The sequence below is a fragment of the Bullifex sp. genome (genome assembly GCF_034103065.1).
Lineage (GTDB): Bacteria > Spirochaetota > Spirochaetia > Sphaerochaetales > Sphaerochaetaceae > Bullifex.
In genome coordinates this window covers 1-16,460 of the sequence record NZ_JAXEGN010000155.1, presented here as the reverse complement: position 1 = coordinate 16,460, position 16,460 = coordinate 1, and the positions used below count along the sequence as shown (strand labels likewise).

Sequence of the window (16,460 nt, the reverse complement as noted above, 5' to 3'; positions counted from 1 at the left end):
TTACGGTTTCCTCGGATATGCATCCAACAGTTTCAACATAGTAAGAATGATTCCATACTATATGAGCAAGTTCTGTACTGAACAAGATTTATCTTCATAATTTATTATATCACATGCATATGTTTTAGCAATTACTATTTTACGCTTTCATCTTGGTAATTGAATTACCGAGGATTCTCGCTTAATATCCTAAAGAAATCATCTATTGCATAATCATCTAAATCAAACCTTATGTCAGTTACAAGCCTACTTAAATGAATAATATCTGCTCTAATTAACCATTCGATACTAGAATAATATTTCTGAGCCCTTCCTCCATTTTCAACTTCTTTGTATTGAAATTTATGGTTTTCTTTATCTAATAGTTGTTTTGCAAGAGAAAGATAACATTTTTCTGCTTTCACCTTTTCTGCTACAGATGCATAATGTGCTATATCATATTGATATCCCATAAGAAGATTTCTCTGTATTTTATCTATTGCTCTGAAATCTTTGGTATCAACATATTTTTGAACTACTTCAGGCATACCTCCTATTGCGATATATTGTCTATAATATGACATCATTTGTGAATTTATTGCACTAGGAATTATAGAATTTGATTTAAGCGAATCTTTAATAAAGTTTATCATTTCAGATGATATTCCCATTGCCTATATGAATTCTTCGAAATCAAGACCATATAGCTTTAGATAATCAACATATCCAACAGGGTATGAAGATGCTCTCCTATAATCTATACCTAATAAAGAACCAGACGCAATTACATCGAATCGATTATCAATGGCCCAAAATTTAAGAGAAGTGATAGCCTCTTCACACTCCTGAATTTCATCTAGAAAAATCAATGTCTTTTTGGGTAAAATCTTCTTTTCTGGAAATCGAAATTTTAGCGCCATAATCATTTTATCAACAGATAAATCACCTATGAAAATTTCACGTGCGGATGGTAGTTCTTTGAAATTTATTTCAATAAACTCTTTATAGTGATTTTGCGCAAAGTGTTCAATTAAATATGTTTTTCCTACCTGTCTTGGTCCTTGAACTAATAAACATTTTTTATTTTTTGTTTTTATCCAATTTTCGATTTCAGCAGTAGCTTTTCGATTTAACATATCTTAAATCTAATTTACAAAATATTACAATAATTACGATATATCAACATTTTAGAAAGCAAAAATGTATAACTAATCAACATTTTGGAAAGATTTATTTCTTATCTAGTCTTAAAACACTTTTTATATATCGGTTGAAATATTAAGAAATCTTAGGTACGGAGAATACTATGGCTCATTAGTGTACCTTTAAGTTAAAAACTTGCCATTTAGTTTGCAATTTTGAGATAATTTTTAGATAATGAACATTATGGCAAATAAATACGATGAAGATAACATAAAATCCCTTTCATCCCTAGAGCACATTAGATTAAGACCTGGAATGTATATCGGACGTCTAGGAAATGGCTCACACGTTGATGATGGTATTTACATTCTCCTAAAAGAAGTAATCGATAATAGTATCGATGAGTTTATTATGGGTGCAGGTTCTAGGATTAATGTTACAGTCCTAGATAATAAGGTTTCTGTAAGAGACTTTGGACGTGGTATTCCTTTAGGAAAGATTGTTGATTGTGTATCTATTATCAATACTGGTGCAAAATATGATTCAGAAGCATTCCAATTCTCTGTTGGTTTAAATGGCGTTGGTACAAAAGCAGTAAATGCACTTTCATCGTATTTCTCTGTTACATCCTATCGTGATGGAGAATATGCTTCTGCAACCTTTGAAAAAGGTGTTCAAGTTGGAAGAGTTAAAAAAGGAAGTACAAATGAACCTAACGGTACATTTGTTACTTTTACACCAGACCCAGAACTATTTATTGATTACAACTACAATGAAGAGTTCATAAAAGAAAGACTTTGGAACTACGCTTACTTAAATACAGGCCTAACAATTGAGTTTAATAAGAGAATAATTAAGAGCCAACATGGCCTTATGGACCTATTAAGCAAGAATGTTGGAAGTGATGGCTTATATCCTATTATTTATTATAAGGGGCAACGTCTTGAATTTGCCTTTACTCATACATCAAGTTATGGTGAATCTTATTATTCTTATGTAAATGGACAACATACAAGTGATGGAGGTACTCATTTATCAGCTTTTAAGGAAGGATTATTAAAAGGTATAAATGAATACTATAAAAAAAACTGGAATGCTCCTGAAATCAGAGATGGTATTTGTGGTGCAATAAGTGTAAAGGTTCAAGATCCTATATTTGAAAGTCAAACTAAGAATAAGCTTGGAAATACTGAAATTCGTTCCTGGATTGTGAATGAAGTTAAGGAAGCTGTCATTGATGCTTTGATGAAAAATAGTGAAACAGCTACTGCGCTTTCAAATAAAATAGCGACTAATGAGCGAATTCATAAGGAAGAAAGTGCTGTTCGTAATGGTGCTCGTGAAATGGCAAAAAAGGTATCTATCAACATACCAAAGCTTAAGGAGTGTCGTTACCATTTAAACTCCTATCCTAAGGCACATGAAAGAGAAGCTCATAACTCTATGATCTTCTTAACTGAGGGTGATTCTGCTGCTGGAACAATTAATAAAACAAGGGATGTTCAAACTCAAGCTGTATTTGCACTACGTGGTAAGCCATTTAATGTCTTTGGAAAGAGTAGAAAAGCAATATATGAAAACCAAGAGCTTTATAACATCATGGTTGCGTTAGGACTAGAAAATGGAGATCTTGAAAACTTAAGGTATTCTAAAGTTGTCATTGCAACCGATGCCGATGTCGATGGCTATCATATTAGAAATTTATTAATGACTTACTTTATTACCTTCTTTGAAGATCTTGTTACTTCAGGACGTGTTTTTATCCTTGATACCCCTCTATTTAGAGTTAGAAATAAAAAAGTAACAGTATATTGTTACTCTGAAAAAGAAAAGGATGCTGCGCTTGAACAGATTAAGAGTCCAGAGGTAACTAGGTTCAAAGGTCTTGGTGAAATCAGTCCTAGTGAGTTTGGTCAGTTTATTGGTGAAGATATTAGATTAATACCTGTAACAATTGAGAGTATGACTCAAGTAAGGCAGAAGATGGAATTTTATATGGGTAACAATACCCCAGAGAGAAGAGAATACATAATGGAGAACTTAAGATAATATGTCACACGTAACAAAGATATTTGATGAAAACTTCATAGAGTATGCTTCCTATGTTATCCGTGATAGAGCAATTCCTGATATTTTAGATGGATTTAAACCAGTTCAGAGAAGAATTATCCACACTCTTTTAGAGATGGATGATGGAAGATACCATAAGGTTGCAAACGTTGTTGGTGCAACGATGAAATACCATCCTCATGGTGATGCTTCAATATATGAAGCCTTAGTAAACTTAACTAACTGTAACTTATTTATTGAAGGCCAAGGTAACTTCGGTAACTTTTTAACAGGTGATGGAGCTGCTGCCGGAAGATATATTGAGTGTAGATTACTTCCTTTTGCAAGAAAGGTTCTCTATAACCCGGAAATAACTGAATATGTTGATTCTTACGATGGAAGAAATAAAGAACCTGTAGTATTCCCTGCTAAAATACCTGTAGTAGTAGTCCAAGGTACAAGTGGTATAGCAGTAGGTATGAAGACAGATATTCTACCTCACAACTTAATTGAAGTACTTGATGCTCAAGCTGCTGTATTAAGAGGTGAAGAAATAGCACTATATCCTGATTTTCCTGGTGGTGGTATAGTCGATGTATCAGCTTACGATGATGGTAGGGGAAGTGTAAATGTTCGTGCAAGGCTCGATACTTCAGACCCTAAAAAGATTGTTATTACTGAGCTTCCATATGGTGTTACTAGTGAGCAGATGATTGATTCAATTGAAGATGCTGCTAAAAAAGGTAAGCTTCATATTGCTTCAATTAATGACTTTACCGCTGAGAGTGCAAATATCGAAATAAATTTACAGCGAAATACATATACAAAGGATATGGTCGATGCGCTGTATGCATATACTAAGTGTGAAAATAAAATTGCAGTTAATCCAATTGTAATTGTTGATAATCTTCCAAAAGTTGTATCAATTACAGAGATGGTAAAGTTCCATGCTAATCACTTAGTCGATACTCTTATTAAAGAGCTCAATATCGAGAAAAGTCATCTAGAAGATCGCTTACATGCAAGGACTTTAGAGCGAATTTTTATCGAAGAAAGAATTTATAAGCGAATTGAAAACAAAAAAACTCAAGAAGCTGTAGTTAATGCTGTTATTACTGGATTTGCTCCATTTAAAGAAGAATTATTCAGAGACATTGATGCTGATGATGTTGATCGTCTCTTAAAGATACCAATTAGAAGAATTTCTTTATTTGATATTGAGAAAAATAGAAGTGAGATTGAAGAAATTAATGCAGCTATTAATCTTTGTAATGAGCGCTTAGCGAATATTACTGATTATGCTCTTTCATATATCGATGAACTTAAAGCAATGGTAGACGAGAGCGTTTGGGCAAGAAAGACAGAAATTGGTTCTTTCGGAGTAACAGATGCTAAACAAATTGCAGTAAGAAACTTAGAGCTAAAGTATGATGAAGCAACAGGTTACATTGGTACAAATCTAAAAACTGGTGAAACTCTATTAAAGGTTTCTAGCTATGATAAAATCTTTTATATGAGGAAGGATGGTTGCTATAGAGTAATCAATGTTTCTGAAAAAGAGTTTATTGGAACAGATGGAATTTTCTACATAAATTATGCAGAAAAAGAATTACTTCAAAATGTTATCTTTACTGTTATTTATAGAGAAAAAGAATCAAAATTCTACTTTATTAATAGATTCACTATTTCATCCTTTATAACAGGAAAATTATATTCAATCTTACCTCAAGGTAATTATAAACTTGTTAAGTTATCAACATTTCCAAATGCAATAATTACTGCAAAGTATAAGCCTGGATGTGGTTATAGAGTTATGGAAGAAACATTCCGTTTTGCAGATTTCTCAGTTAGAAAGTCTGCTACAACTAGTGGTATGAAGCTTATTACAAAGCAACTTGCTTCCTTAACACTAAGACAAATTAAGGACTCTTCAACTAGTGAGGAGGCTGAGCCAACTCTATTTGATGAAGAATCAAAGGAAGATAATAAATGAACGATTTAAAGAGTAGAATCTTATATGAGGATAACCATTTAATCATAATAAATAAACTTCCTGGAGAGCTTGTGCAGGGAGATGAAACTGGCGATATTACTCTAGCTGATAAAGTTAAAGAGTATTTAAAGATAACTTACAATAAGCCGGGTAACGTTTATCTTGGAATCCCTCATCGTTTAGATCGTCCAACTAGTGGTATTGTTGTTTATGCAAAGACTGAGAAGGCTTTAGTTAGATTAAATGAAGCCTTTAAGGGCTCTAGTGTTAAAAAGACATATTGGGCAGTAGTTGATAATATGCCTAAGAAAACAGAGTCAACATTAATTCACTATATTGTAAGAAATAGTGCAAATAATAAGAGCGTTGCTTATCCCAAAGAGATAAAGGGAAGCAAGCTTGCTAAGCTTGATTATCGTTTAATTGGAAGTAGCGATAAATATTATCTAATTGAAATTGCACTTCATACTGGACGCCATCATCAAATTAGAGCACAGCTTGCTGCTATTGGTCTTCATATTAAGGGTGACTTAAAGTATGGCTTCCCACGTTCAAACCCAGATGGTGGAATACACCTTCATGCTAGAAAAATTGTATTTACCCATCCTGTAAAAAAGGAGGAGATTACAATTACTGCACCTCCTCCTCATGATAGTGTTTGGGATTATTTTGCTAAGCTATAAATAGCTTTAATTCTATCGTGGTCGAGAGTCATAAAAGAACCAAGAGTACGCTTGCCATAAAAAGTTGCTTTTGTGGCAAGCTCTTCAAGTTGGTCATCTGTAAGGTTAATACCAAAATCAGAGATTCTAATTGGCATATCGAGACTTTTAAAGAACGCTTCTGTTGTATCAATTGCTCTATTTGCATCTTTGTCTTCATCACCAGTTAATTCAAGGCCAAATACCTCATGACCAAAGAATGCAAAGCGCTTTGGATTTTCTTTATATACATAACGAGCCCAAGTTGACCAAATTGCTGAAAGACCTGCTCCATGAGCAACATCAAACATACCAGATAATTCATGCTCCATTTGATGGCAAGCCCAGTCTCCTCGAGCATCATTACCAAAACCAGTAAAGCCATTGTGTGATACACTAGACGCCCACATGATATTTGCTCTAGCTTCATAGTTTTCTGGTTCTTTTAATGCAATAGGACCATACTTTACCATAGTTCTTAATAGTGCTGTTGCCATATTATCTGTAAAGCAAAGAGTATTACCTTTAATGAAGAAACGTTCCATTGTATGCATCATGATATCAACAACAGCACAAGCTGTTTGGTACTTTGGAAGAGAGTAGGTATACTCTGGATCTAAAAGAGCAAACTTTAGTCTACAATAATCTGTATTACATCCTCTCTTTAATCCACCATCATCGTTAGTAATTACTGAGGAGTCACTCATCTCAGAACCAGCTGCAGCCATGGTAAGAATACAGCCAATACTCATACAAGCTTTAGGAGATGCCTTTTGAGAGTAGAAATCCCATACATCCCCATCGTAAAGACTTCCATAACCAATAGCTTTAGAACTATCAATTACAGAACCACCTCCAATTGCAAGAATAAAATCAATACTTTCATTCTTTACAATTTCAACGCCTTTTCTAACTAAACTAACACGAGGGTTAGGTACTACTCCTCCAAGAGTAAATACCTCAATTTCAGCATTTTCTAGAATATTTATTACACTATTAAGAAGACCATTCTTCTTAATTCTATCTGAACCATAGTGGATGAGAACTTTCTTAGCACCCACTTTTTTAAGTTCGTTTCCAACCTCTTTATATGCATCCTTACCCAATAAAACATGAGTTGGAGTGTAGTAACTTGCTAAAGCCATTCCTGTATCTCCTTATGTGTTTTAATTACTGCTTTTTGCTCTAAACCATTAGCCTTTACTATAAGGCCTTCATTTGCTCTAAGGTGTATAAAATATTTACTTTCCTTAATTACTTCAAGCTTCATAAGTTTATCATAATCAAGAAGTCCTTCATGATAAACTGGGTTGATAGTTAAATATACACATCCTAGAGAAGTCATGTTTTGGAAAAAGTGTGTACCTTGGCTAGGTTCAACTTGGAAGTCAGGTAAACCTGTTTCAATAATAACTCTAGCTCTAGATATATCAGACCAAGCACATGGTATACCTAACCATCTATCAGTTGAACCTAATCTTCCAGCTGCAATTAATATGTAGTCATTTTCTATTTCAGAGTTGAAGTTAGAAAGCTCTTCAGCCATTTCAACAGTTTTTGATTTATCAAATGCATTTGGCTTTATTGTAATAATATCTTTTAACTCTGTTATATAACCATTTCCCATTACCTTTTCAGCATAGATTAAAGCATCATTTTTTTCATAGTCATCAATTTCGATATCACTTTCATCAAATGTGGATGCAATAGGGCGTATTTGAAGAATTGAAAAGTCAGGTTTTTTCTCTCCACTACGCTCCGTATTAACTGCAATTTCTATTTCAACTGGAGCTCCCATACTTCTTGCTCCAAGCTTTAAGATGGTATCAACAACCTCAGCAAGTGGGAACATATCGTACTTTAACATTCCATTAAAGGTAATCATCTTAACGCCTTCAGCAAATGTTGATTCACTAATTGCACCTGTTGAAAGATCTAGTGTTGAAGCAATGTATTTTAAAGATTTTGGCCAAATTGATGCTTCCTTAATATCAAGTAACACTAAGTTATCGATATTAGAAAGAGGATCGAATGGAATGGTTAAATCAAGTGCATAGAAGGTATCTTGAGATGCTGCATTACCATTTAATGATTGTGAAGGTTTTTTAGGTTTTGCTGGACAGAATCTGAAAGCAGATCCATCATCAACAACACTCTTTCCAAAACCGAAAGAGAGCATTCCAACACCATCTTCGCTTGTTTGCCCATCAACAGGGTAGTAATTTAAGCTTCGTGCAACTCCACTAACATTAGGGAACCACCATTTCCCATGTTTAGATCCTGTAACTTGTTGTAATATAACAGCCATTTTTTCTTCTTCAACCATATGGCCTGTTATTTTCATATACTCTCTAGCCCTTTGGAAGAATACTGAAGCATATACAGTCTTTACAGCTTGGCTAAGTTCTAGAAATCTCTTTTCGTCACTACCTTCATTTGAGAGCATACAGGTTTGATAAACACCTGCAAATGGTTCTGAATGGCTATCTTCTAATAGAGAAGAGGACCTTACTGATAGTGGTTGTTTAACAAATTTTAAGAACTCTTTTAGTGCACTCTCTAGTTCTTGAGGAAGGTTTAAAGATAAAAATAGCTTTAATATCTCTATATCATCCTTCTCAACAAGAACACTTACATCTAATTCGTTTTCATTAATAAAGCTATCATAAAGAGAAGTTGAAATAACAACTGTTTTAGGTATTGAAAGATAAATAGATGGAAATTGCTGTTGCACATTATTTGCTTTCATTTCTGCAGCGATAAATGCTAAGCCTCTACCTTTTCCTCCTAAGCTACCATTACCAATTCTGGAGAAGAATGATGTATCATCATATGTATCAGGAGAGAACTCTGCAATTACACCTCGTGTACGCTGCATTCTGTAATCACGAATAGTATTAAATACTTCTTCTCTTATTTTTTCGCAATGCTCTTCATCTTTAAATGTCATGTTTTTGATTGTAGTAGCAAGAGTAAATAAACCTTTTGCCCTGAGCCAACGAGAAAAGTCATTTCGCTTTCCATGATAAACTAAAGATGCCGCAGGAACTGTCATGAAGGCATTTTGAAGCTCCTTCATAGTATCAACAGTTTCGATAATCTTTCCTGTTTTAGGATCAATAAAATTAAAAGGTCCAAAGCAATAAAACTTTATAAAGTGCTCTTCTAGTTCTGATAAAAGAGTAGGAGACTGTTTATATAAAAACTCAGATGCAACCTTTAAAGCTTCTTCTTTTTGATTGATATCAGAGGATTGAATAAGAATTGGTACTTCACTGTTATCACTTCTTATTTCACGTGCAAGCTCAAGGCCTGAACCTGTTTTATTTCCTTTATATGGGAAATTAACATCACTAATTATTCCTAAGATATTTTTTCTATATTTATTGTAGTAATAAAGACCTTCTTCTCCTGTCCTTGCGAGTACAATCTTAGGCCTTCCTCTCATTCTTAAAGTTTTACCCCACTCATTGAGAGCCTCTAAAATAGAGTTTCTTGCTTGGTGAATCAAGCAAGTATACATCTTAGGTAGATATGAAGAGATAAATCGTACTGAGTCTTCAATTAAAATAATTACTTGAACGTCGGCTTCATTGGTATCATGTTCAAGATTAAGTGAATCCTCAATTAACTTAACCATTGCTAAGAAAAGCGATGGATTACCTTGCCAATAAAAAAGGTAGTCGATATTTTTCTTATTTTCATCTTTAAGTGTTTTTACTCTTCTATGGTCAGGAGAAGGTGCTAGTACAATAACAGGCATTGTAGGCTTTCTTCTCTTAATCTTTTCTGCAAGCTTTTCAACCCTACCGGTGTGAAAATCTAGCATTGTAATAACAAGGTCGAAAGATAATCTATCTAAAAGTGATAATGCTTCCTCTTCATTGGACGTATGCGTGATTTTAGGAGGATTGCTTAAGCCTAGTGCGGTGTACTCTTTATAAAGTTCTTCTTCTACTCGTCCATCCTCTTCGAGCATGAATCGATCGTAGTCAGAACAAATTAATAAAACGTTATATATATGCCTTCTCATTAAGTTTGAAAAAGGTAGCCAAGTTTGATCGAGATTATACATGGAGTTATTTTATCACAAGTGAGAAAAAACGAATAATATTAATGGAAATTGAATTATTTTGCATTTTTATTAATAAAAAATAATTTAATTACAAATAAAATTTTTTGAAATTTTCAAAATACTAAATTTTTGTTGACAGAATTAAAAAAGTGAATGTACTCTTTAAGTGTCAGAAGGAGAAAAAGCTATGTATGAAATAAACAGCTTTATGGCAGAACTCGAAAAAAAGAATCCAGCTCAGAGTGAATTCATTCAAGCAGTAAGAGAAGTGGTAGAGAGCGTCATCGACACCGTAAATGAAAATCCTGTATATCTAAAAAATAAGATACTTGAAAGAATCACAGAACCTGATAGGGTTATCTCCTTCAAGGTTGAGTGGGAAGATGATAAAGGTGAAATCCAGGTAAATAAAGGTTATAGAGTCCAATTTAACAATGCTATTGGACCATATAAAGGAGGACTTAGATTCCACTCTTCAGTAACACTTGGTTCATTAAAGTTCTTAGGTTTTGAACAAACATTTAAAAACAGTCTTACTACTCTTCCTATGGGTGGTGGTAAGGGTGGTTCTGATTTCTCTCCAAAAGGAAAGAGTGATGCAGAAATCTTAAGATTCTGTCGTTCTTTTATGACTGAGCTTCAAAAATATATCGGACCTGATACAGATGTTCCTGCCGGTGATATTGGAGTAGGTGCAAGAGAAATTGGGTTCTTATATGGCCAATATAAGAGATTAAGAGATGAGAATACTGGTGTTTTAACAGGTAAAGGCCTTAACTTTGGTGGTTCTTTAGTACGCCCAGAGGCAACTGGTTTTGGTACAATGTACTTTGCTAATGAGATGCTTAAAACTCATGGTGACTCTTTTGAAGGTAAGAGGGTTGCAATTTCTGGTTTTGGAAATGTTGCGTGGGGTGCTGTAATGAAAGCTTCTCAGCTAGGTGCTAAGGTTGTAACAATTTCTGGTCCTGATGGTTATATTCTTGATGAAGAAGGAATTAATACACCTGAAAAGTGGGCATATATGCTTCAGCTTAGAGCAAGTAATAATGATGTTGTAAGACCATATGCAGAAAAGTTTGGTGCTAAGTTTATTCCTGGTAGAAAGCCATGGGAAGTAAAAGTTGATATGGCTTTCCCTTGTGCAATTCAGAATGAATTGAACTTAGATGATGCTAAAGCACTTGTAGCAAATGGTGTTAAGTATGTAGTCGAAACTTCAAATATGGGTGTTACTGCTGATGCAGCTACATTCCTAATAAAATCAAGAATTCCATTTGCACCAGGTAAGGCTGCAAACGCAGGTGGTGTTGCTGTTTCAGGACTCGAGATGAGCCAAAATGCTCAACATCTTTCTTGGAGAGCAGAAGAGGTAGATGAAAAGTTAAAGCACATAATGTCATCAATTCATAACTCTTGTGTTAAAGAGGGTAGAGAAGACGATGGTTATATTAACTATGTTAAAGGTGCTAATATCGCAGGATTCAAAAAGGTTGCTGATGCAATGTGTCAGTTAGGCTATTGAAATATTTTCTTCCTTGTGTTTTTTCCTGCAGTCTTTCAAGGGGCTGCAGGATTTTTATCTTTTATCATTATCAATTCTTTTTAATGCAAATATTGAAAGAATACCGAAGATTACAACAAATAATATTAAAACAAACCAGCAATCCATTAAGTTATCAAATGTTGATTCATAAGCAACATTAAAGTTACTCTCTGCTGTTTTTAACATAAATTCATCAACTTTGTTTTCTCTTTCTAATGTTTCAATAAATAGTTTTACAGGTTGCTTCCCTTCATATTCATAATTTTGAAGCTTTATTATTTGTTTCCAAATCGATGTCATTGGAAGAGCATTATAGTTTCCAAGTGCACAAATAGCACACATACCCCATCTCGCAATTGTAAAGTAAGAAATTACTTCTGTAGTTTGAGTAAGTGCAAATACTCCACCAGAGAAAAGAAGCTCAAATATTAATAGAAATGGCATAATTGTCATAGCAGATGTAGTATTCTTTGCAATACAAGAAATAAACAGAGACATGATATCAGCTGAATATGTTATTAAGAAGAAAGATAGTGTGATATCAATGTAAAAGAAAGGTGTAATTATTCCCTCTTGTGGTAAATGAATTCTCGTAATTTTGCACACTGTTAAAGTAATTAATGCTTGTAATAAGCATAAAAATGCTTGGTAAATAATATGAGCTGTAATATAAGATGTAAGCTTCATACCCGCTCTATGTTCTCTTTTTACTATTTGTCTTTCACGACATACTGCTTGAATTGAGTTAAAAAAGCCATTCCAAATACAAACACAGGTAAGTGCAAGAGAGCCTTTTAAGGTACCTTCCATATTTACAAAGACATCTTTACCAACAGCAAAAGAAACTAAGCCAGCAATTAATGCTGCCATAGGTAACATCTTCCAATCATCCATATAAATAAACATTCTGAAAAACTTTCCTAAATAGATTGGAATTTGTCTAAAGTATCCCCTTCTATCGTTATGCATTTACTATCTCCCCATATTTTTCGATTAATTCATCAGCTAATCCTTCCCCACCTTCTTCTTTTCTATTAATCATTCTAACCATCTGTTCAAGATTATTTGTACCAAAGAATGATTTGGCTTTTTCTATTTCACCATAGAATACAAGACGACCTGTACGTTCTTCATCCTTTGCAAGTATTATTACATCGTCAAAAAGGTCTGCAACACGATCAGGAGAGTGGGTGATTACAATTACAATTTTTCCTTCTCTTGAAATATCATGAAGCCTTTTCATTAAGTCCCTTGCAAGTACTCCATCAAGACCTGAATCTGGTTCATCTAAAATAAATAAATAAGGATCTGAGATAAATTCTGTTGCAATTGAGATTCTTTTTTTCTGTCCTCCAGATTGCTTGCTTACCATATTGTTTTGCACAGCTGTAAGACCAAAAATATTTAATACATCCTTTATTTTATTATTTTTAGTTTCTTTATTTATTGATAAAGGAAGTTTAAGATTTGCATAATCAGATACTGTTTTTAATACAGAATCGTTGTACCTTATTAAATCTTGTTGGGGTACAAAACCAATATCATACTTAATTGATTCATAATCTTTATAAATATTTTTACCGTTTAATGTTATTGTTGCATTTGCTTTTTCATATCCAGTTACAGCATTTAAGAATGTTGTCTTTCCTGCACCTGAGCCACCAAGTAGAAGAACCATTCGTCCTGGAAGAATATTCATATGGATATCACGTAGTAATACTTTATTTCCAGAGAGTGATTTAACAACTCTTTCTTTTATATTGATAGATAAACCTTTTTCAGAATATTTTATTTCCTTATTTGTAACATTTGCAGCTTTAACAATACGATCTTGTATTGTGCTATTAGGCATAAATTTATTGCTTAATCCCCAAATTAATATGGCTGGAATATCTAAAATAAATAAAATTACCCACCATTTTCTTCTGTTAAAGATATCACAAAGACTTGAATATATTTTTATTTGATAAAGAAGTTCTGTTATTCCAACTGCATAGGATAATAATTCAAGACTATATTTAACCGGTCCATTTATTTTTAATACTTCTATCAGAATCAATAAAGAAACTGAAAAAAAAGTATTAATTAAATTGATAATAAACCAAATTTTTCCTGTATCTTTTCTATCAGCGCAAATTGAAATTATATAAACTTTATAAATCGGGATTAACGCATAATACTTTTTTGAACCACATTTTTCAAAAACTTTCCATAATCCAATGGTAATTAAAATATTAGAAATCGTATTTATTAAAATACTGAGGTTTGAATTCATAAATAAAATAATAAAAAAATAGAAAACAATTGTCTATGAATTAATTATTAAACTATTTTAACATAATGAAATCTGTTATTACGCATTAGTAGTCGGAAATATCCAAAAGACAAAAACGAAATTGTTTAAGGCTGTTTTTCATGGACTTAATCTTGAAATGCTCAAACTACTGAGTTATTATTTTAATTGGCTTAGGGGGACTTAAGCCGATTAATTAATCTTATCTGCGGGTAACCGCAAATCCAAATGCAAATGGAGAAAACAATGGCAAAAAAGTTCGTTACTATTGATGGTAACACCGCTGCTGCTCATATCGCTTATGCATTCAGCGATGTTGCAGCTATCTACCCAATCACACCTTCATCACCAATGGCTGAATATTCAGAACAGTGGGCTTCAATGGGAAGAGAAAATCTCTGGGGTAGAAAGGTTGACGTTATGGAGATGCAGTCAGAAGCTGGTGCTGCAGGTGCAGTACACGGTTCTCTCGTAGCTGGCGCTCTTACAACAACATTTACAGCATCACAGGGTCTCTTACTCATGATCCCTAATATGTACAAGATTGCAGGTGAAATGATTCCTTGTGTATTCCACGTATCAGCTCGTTCACTTGCTGCACAGTCACTTTCTATCTTCGGTGACCATTCAGACGTAATGGCATGCCGCCAGACAGGTTTTGCAATGACTTGTGCATCTTCTATCCAGGAAACAATGGATATGGCACTTGTTGCTCACCTCTCAACTCTTAAAGCAGAAGTTCCATTCCTTAACTTCTTTGATGGATTCAGAACATCTCACGAAATCCAGAAGGTAGAAGAGATTTCTTACGAAGATATTAAGACTCTTGTTGATGAAAAACTCATCGCAAAGTTCCGCTCACGCGCTCAGCGCCCAGAGCACCCAATGATTCACGTTGCAGCTCAGAACGAAGACGTATACTTCCAGGGTCGTGAATCTTCTAACAAGTACTATGATGCAGTTCCAGGTATCGTACAGGAGTACATGGACAAGGTAGCTACTATCACAGGTAGACAGTATCACCTCTTCGACTATGTTGGTGCTCCAGATGCAACAGATGTTGTTATCGTTATGGGTTCTGCAGCAGACACATTCGAGTGGGCTGTTAAGTACATCAACGCTAGAGGTGGTAAGGTTGGTCTTATTAAGGTTAGACTCTATCGCCCATTCAGCGCAGAAGCATTTGTTAACGCTATCCCAGCTTCAGTTGAAAGAATTGCAGTTATGGATAGAACTAAGGAACCAGGCTCACTTGGTGAACCACTTTACCTCGATGTTGTTGCAGCTCTTGACAACCAGGGTAGAAAGGGTATCAAGGTTATTGGTGGTCGCTATGGTCTTTCTTCAAAGGACTTCACACCTTCTCACGCTAAGGCAGTATTTGACTTCCTTGCAACTAAAGATGCATTCCATGGCTTTACAGTTGGTATTAACGATGATGTTACTCACAAGTCAATTCCTGTTAACGAATCAATCAACGTTACACCAGCAGGTGTTGTAAGTTGCATGTTCTATGGTCTTGGTTCTGATGGTACAGTAGGTGCTAACAAGAACTCTATTAAGATCATTGGTGATAATACTAACCAGAATGCACAGGCATATTTCGCATATGACTCAAAGAAGTCTGGTGGTATCACAATTTCTCACCTCAGATTCGGTGAAGGCAACCTTGATATGCCATGGCTCATTGACCATGCTGACTTCGTAGCTTGTCATAACCCAGCTTATATCGGTCGTTACGATATGCTCGATACTCTTAAGGAAGGTGGTGTATTCCTTCTCAACTCTCAGATTCCATCTGATGAAGTATTTGAGCACCTCCCAAGACATGATCAGGAGATTATCATCAACAGAAAGATCAGATTCTTCAATATTGATGCTCTCTCAATTGCTAAGGCAGCAGGTCTTGGAACAAGAATTAACACAGTAATGCAGGCTGCATTCTTCAAGATTTGTGGTGTTCTCCCAGAAGAAGAAGCTATTGAACTTATTAAGAAGTACATCAAGAAGACATTCCTCAAGAAGGGTGAAGATGTTGTTAATAAGAACTGGGCAGCAGTTGATGGTGCTTCAGCAGCACTCGTTGAAGTTAAGATTCCTGCTACAATCACAAAGAGCTTAGAGCCTAAGAAGCTTATCCCAGATGATGCTTCAGACTTTGCTAAGAATAACATCGAGCCAATCATGCACCTCAAGGGTAATGATATCCCTGTATCATGCATGAGCTATGATGGTACACTCCCATCAGGTACAACAAAGCTTGAGAAGCGTGGTGTTGCTGCATTCGTTCCTCACTGGGATAGCACAAAGTGTATCCAGTGTAACCAGTGTGTACAGTCATGTCCTCACGCAGCTATCAGAGCTAAGCAGATTACTCCAGAAGATGCAGCTAAGGCTCCAGAGACATTCGTAACTCTTAAGTCTAATACAAAGAACGATCGTGACCTCAGATTCAAGATTCAGGTTTACACAGAAGATTGTCAGGGTTGTGGTGTTTGTGTTGAAGCTTGTCCTGCTAAGGAGAAGGCTCTCGACATGAGACCTGTTGAAGGCGAAAGAGCTGCTGGTGAAGTTGCTAACTTCGAGTACTTCGAAAGCCTCACATATGACAACCTCGATGGACTTAACATGGCTACAGTTAAGGGTCTCCAGTTCAAGCAGCCTCTCTTCGAGTTCAGTGG

Annotated in this window: 11 protein-coding genes; 5 read left to right on the top strand and 6 right to left on the bottom strand. The window is 34.8% G+C overall.

Going from position 1 to position 16,460, the window contains the following annotated elements; translation table 11 throughout:
* Positions 1 to 164 precede the first annotated feature (164 nt).
* Together SOY52_RS06155 and SOY52_RS06150 are read right to left on the bottom strand one after the other, a co-directional pair.
* Positions 165 to 527, bottom strand: a complete 363-nt coding sequence (locus SOY52_RS06155) for a hypothetical protein (protein WP_320848093.1) — start codon at positions 525 to 527, stop codon at positions 165 to 167.
* Positions 528 to 653: 126 nt separating this feature from the next.
* On the bottom strand, positions 654 to 1,115 hold the full coding sequence (locus SOY52_RS06150) for an AAA family ATPase (RefSeq protein ID WP_320848092.1): 462 nt from the start codon (positions 1,113 to 1,115) through the stop codon (positions 654 to 656).
* Positions 1,116 to 1,356: 241 nt separating this feature from the next.
* Between SOY52_RS06150 and SOY52_RS06145 the strand changes: the two genes are divergently transcribed.
* Genes SOY52_RS06145 through SOY52_RS06135 form a run of 3 tightly spaced genes read left to right on the top strand, consistent with a single transcriptional unit; the run spans position 1,357 to position 5,847 of the window.
* Positions 1,357 to 3,171 (top strand): DNA topoisomerase IV subunit B, encoded by a 1,815-nt coding sequence (locus tag SOY52_RS06145; RefSeq protein ID WP_414429591.1) that lies wholly within the window; start codon positions 1,357 to 1,359, stop codon positions 3,169 to 3,171.
* 1 nt (position 3,172) lies between these two features.
* Positions 3,173 to 5,164 (top strand): DNA topoisomerase IV subunit A, encoded by a 1,992-nt coding sequence (locus SOY52_RS06140; RefSeq protein ID WP_320848091.1) that lies wholly within the window; start codon positions 3,173 to 3,175, stop codon positions 5,162 to 5,164.
* Positions 5,161 to 5,847, top strand: coding sequence for an RNA pseudouridine synthase (locus SOY52_RS06135; RefSeq protein ID WP_320848090.1), 687 nt, complete (start codon positions 5,161 to 5,163; stop codon positions 5,845 to 5,847). Before SOY52_RS06140 ends, SOY52_RS06135 begins: the two co-directional genes overlap by 4 nt.
* Here the strand turns inward: SOY52_RS06135 and SOY52_RS06130 are convergent.
* Together SOY52_RS06130 and SOY52_RS06125 are read right to left on the bottom strand one after the other, a co-directional pair.
* Positions 5,829 to 7,010: an iron-containing alcohol dehydrogenase gene (locus SOY52_RS06130; protein ID WP_320848089.1), complete on the bottom strand. Its 1,182-nt coding sequence runs from the start codon at positions 7,008 to 7,010 to the stop codon at positions 5,829 to 5,831. The genes SOY52_RS06135 and SOY52_RS06130 overlap by 19 nt on opposite strands.
* Positions 7,001 to 9,940: a PEP/pyruvate-binding domain-containing protein gene (locus SOY52_RS06125; protein ID WP_320848088.1), complete on the bottom strand. Its 2,940-nt coding sequence runs from the start codon at positions 9,938 to 9,940 to the stop codon at positions 7,001 to 7,003. The genes SOY52_RS06130 and SOY52_RS06125 overlap by 10 nt, the downstream gene beginning before the upstream one ends.
* A 187-nt stretch (positions 9,941 to 10,127) precedes the next feature.
* Here SOY52_RS06125 and gdhA point away from each other — a divergent pair, with 187 nt between their 5' ends.
* Positions 10,128 to 11,465 carry an NADP-specific glutamate dehydrogenase gene (gdhA, locus tag SOY52_RS06120; RefSeq protein ID WP_320848087.1) on the top strand — a complete coding sequence of 446 codons (1,338 nt, stop codon included), beginning with the start codon at positions 10,128 to 10,130 and terminating at the stop codon, positions 11,463 to 11,465.
* 54 nt (positions 11,466 to 11,519) lie between these two features.
* On the opposite strand, the gene SOY52_RS06115 is transcribed toward gdhA, so the two are convergent.
* Entirely contained in the window at positions 11,520 to 12,455 is a 936-nt protein-coding gene (locus SOY52_RS06115; protein ID WP_320848086.1) for an ABC transporter permease, read from the bottom strand.
* The gene (locus tag SOY52_RS06110; RefSeq protein ID WP_320848085.1) at positions 12,448 to 13,761 is read right to left on the bottom strand and encodes an ABC transporter ATP-binding protein; all 1,314 of its coding nucleotides are present in this window, start codon (positions 13,759 to 13,761) and stop codon (positions 12,448 to 12,450) included. The genes SOY52_RS06115 and SOY52_RS06110 overlap by 8 nt, the downstream gene beginning before the upstream one ends.
* A 264-nt stretch (positions 13,762 to 14,025) precedes the next feature.
* On the opposite strand from SOY52_RS06110, the gene nifJ reads away from it, so the two are divergent.
* A partial coding sequence (gene nifJ / locus SOY52_RS06105) for a pyruvate:ferredoxin (flavodoxin) oxidoreductase (protein WP_320848084.1) occupies positions 14,026 to 16,460 on the top strand: 2,435 nt, incomplete at its 3' end.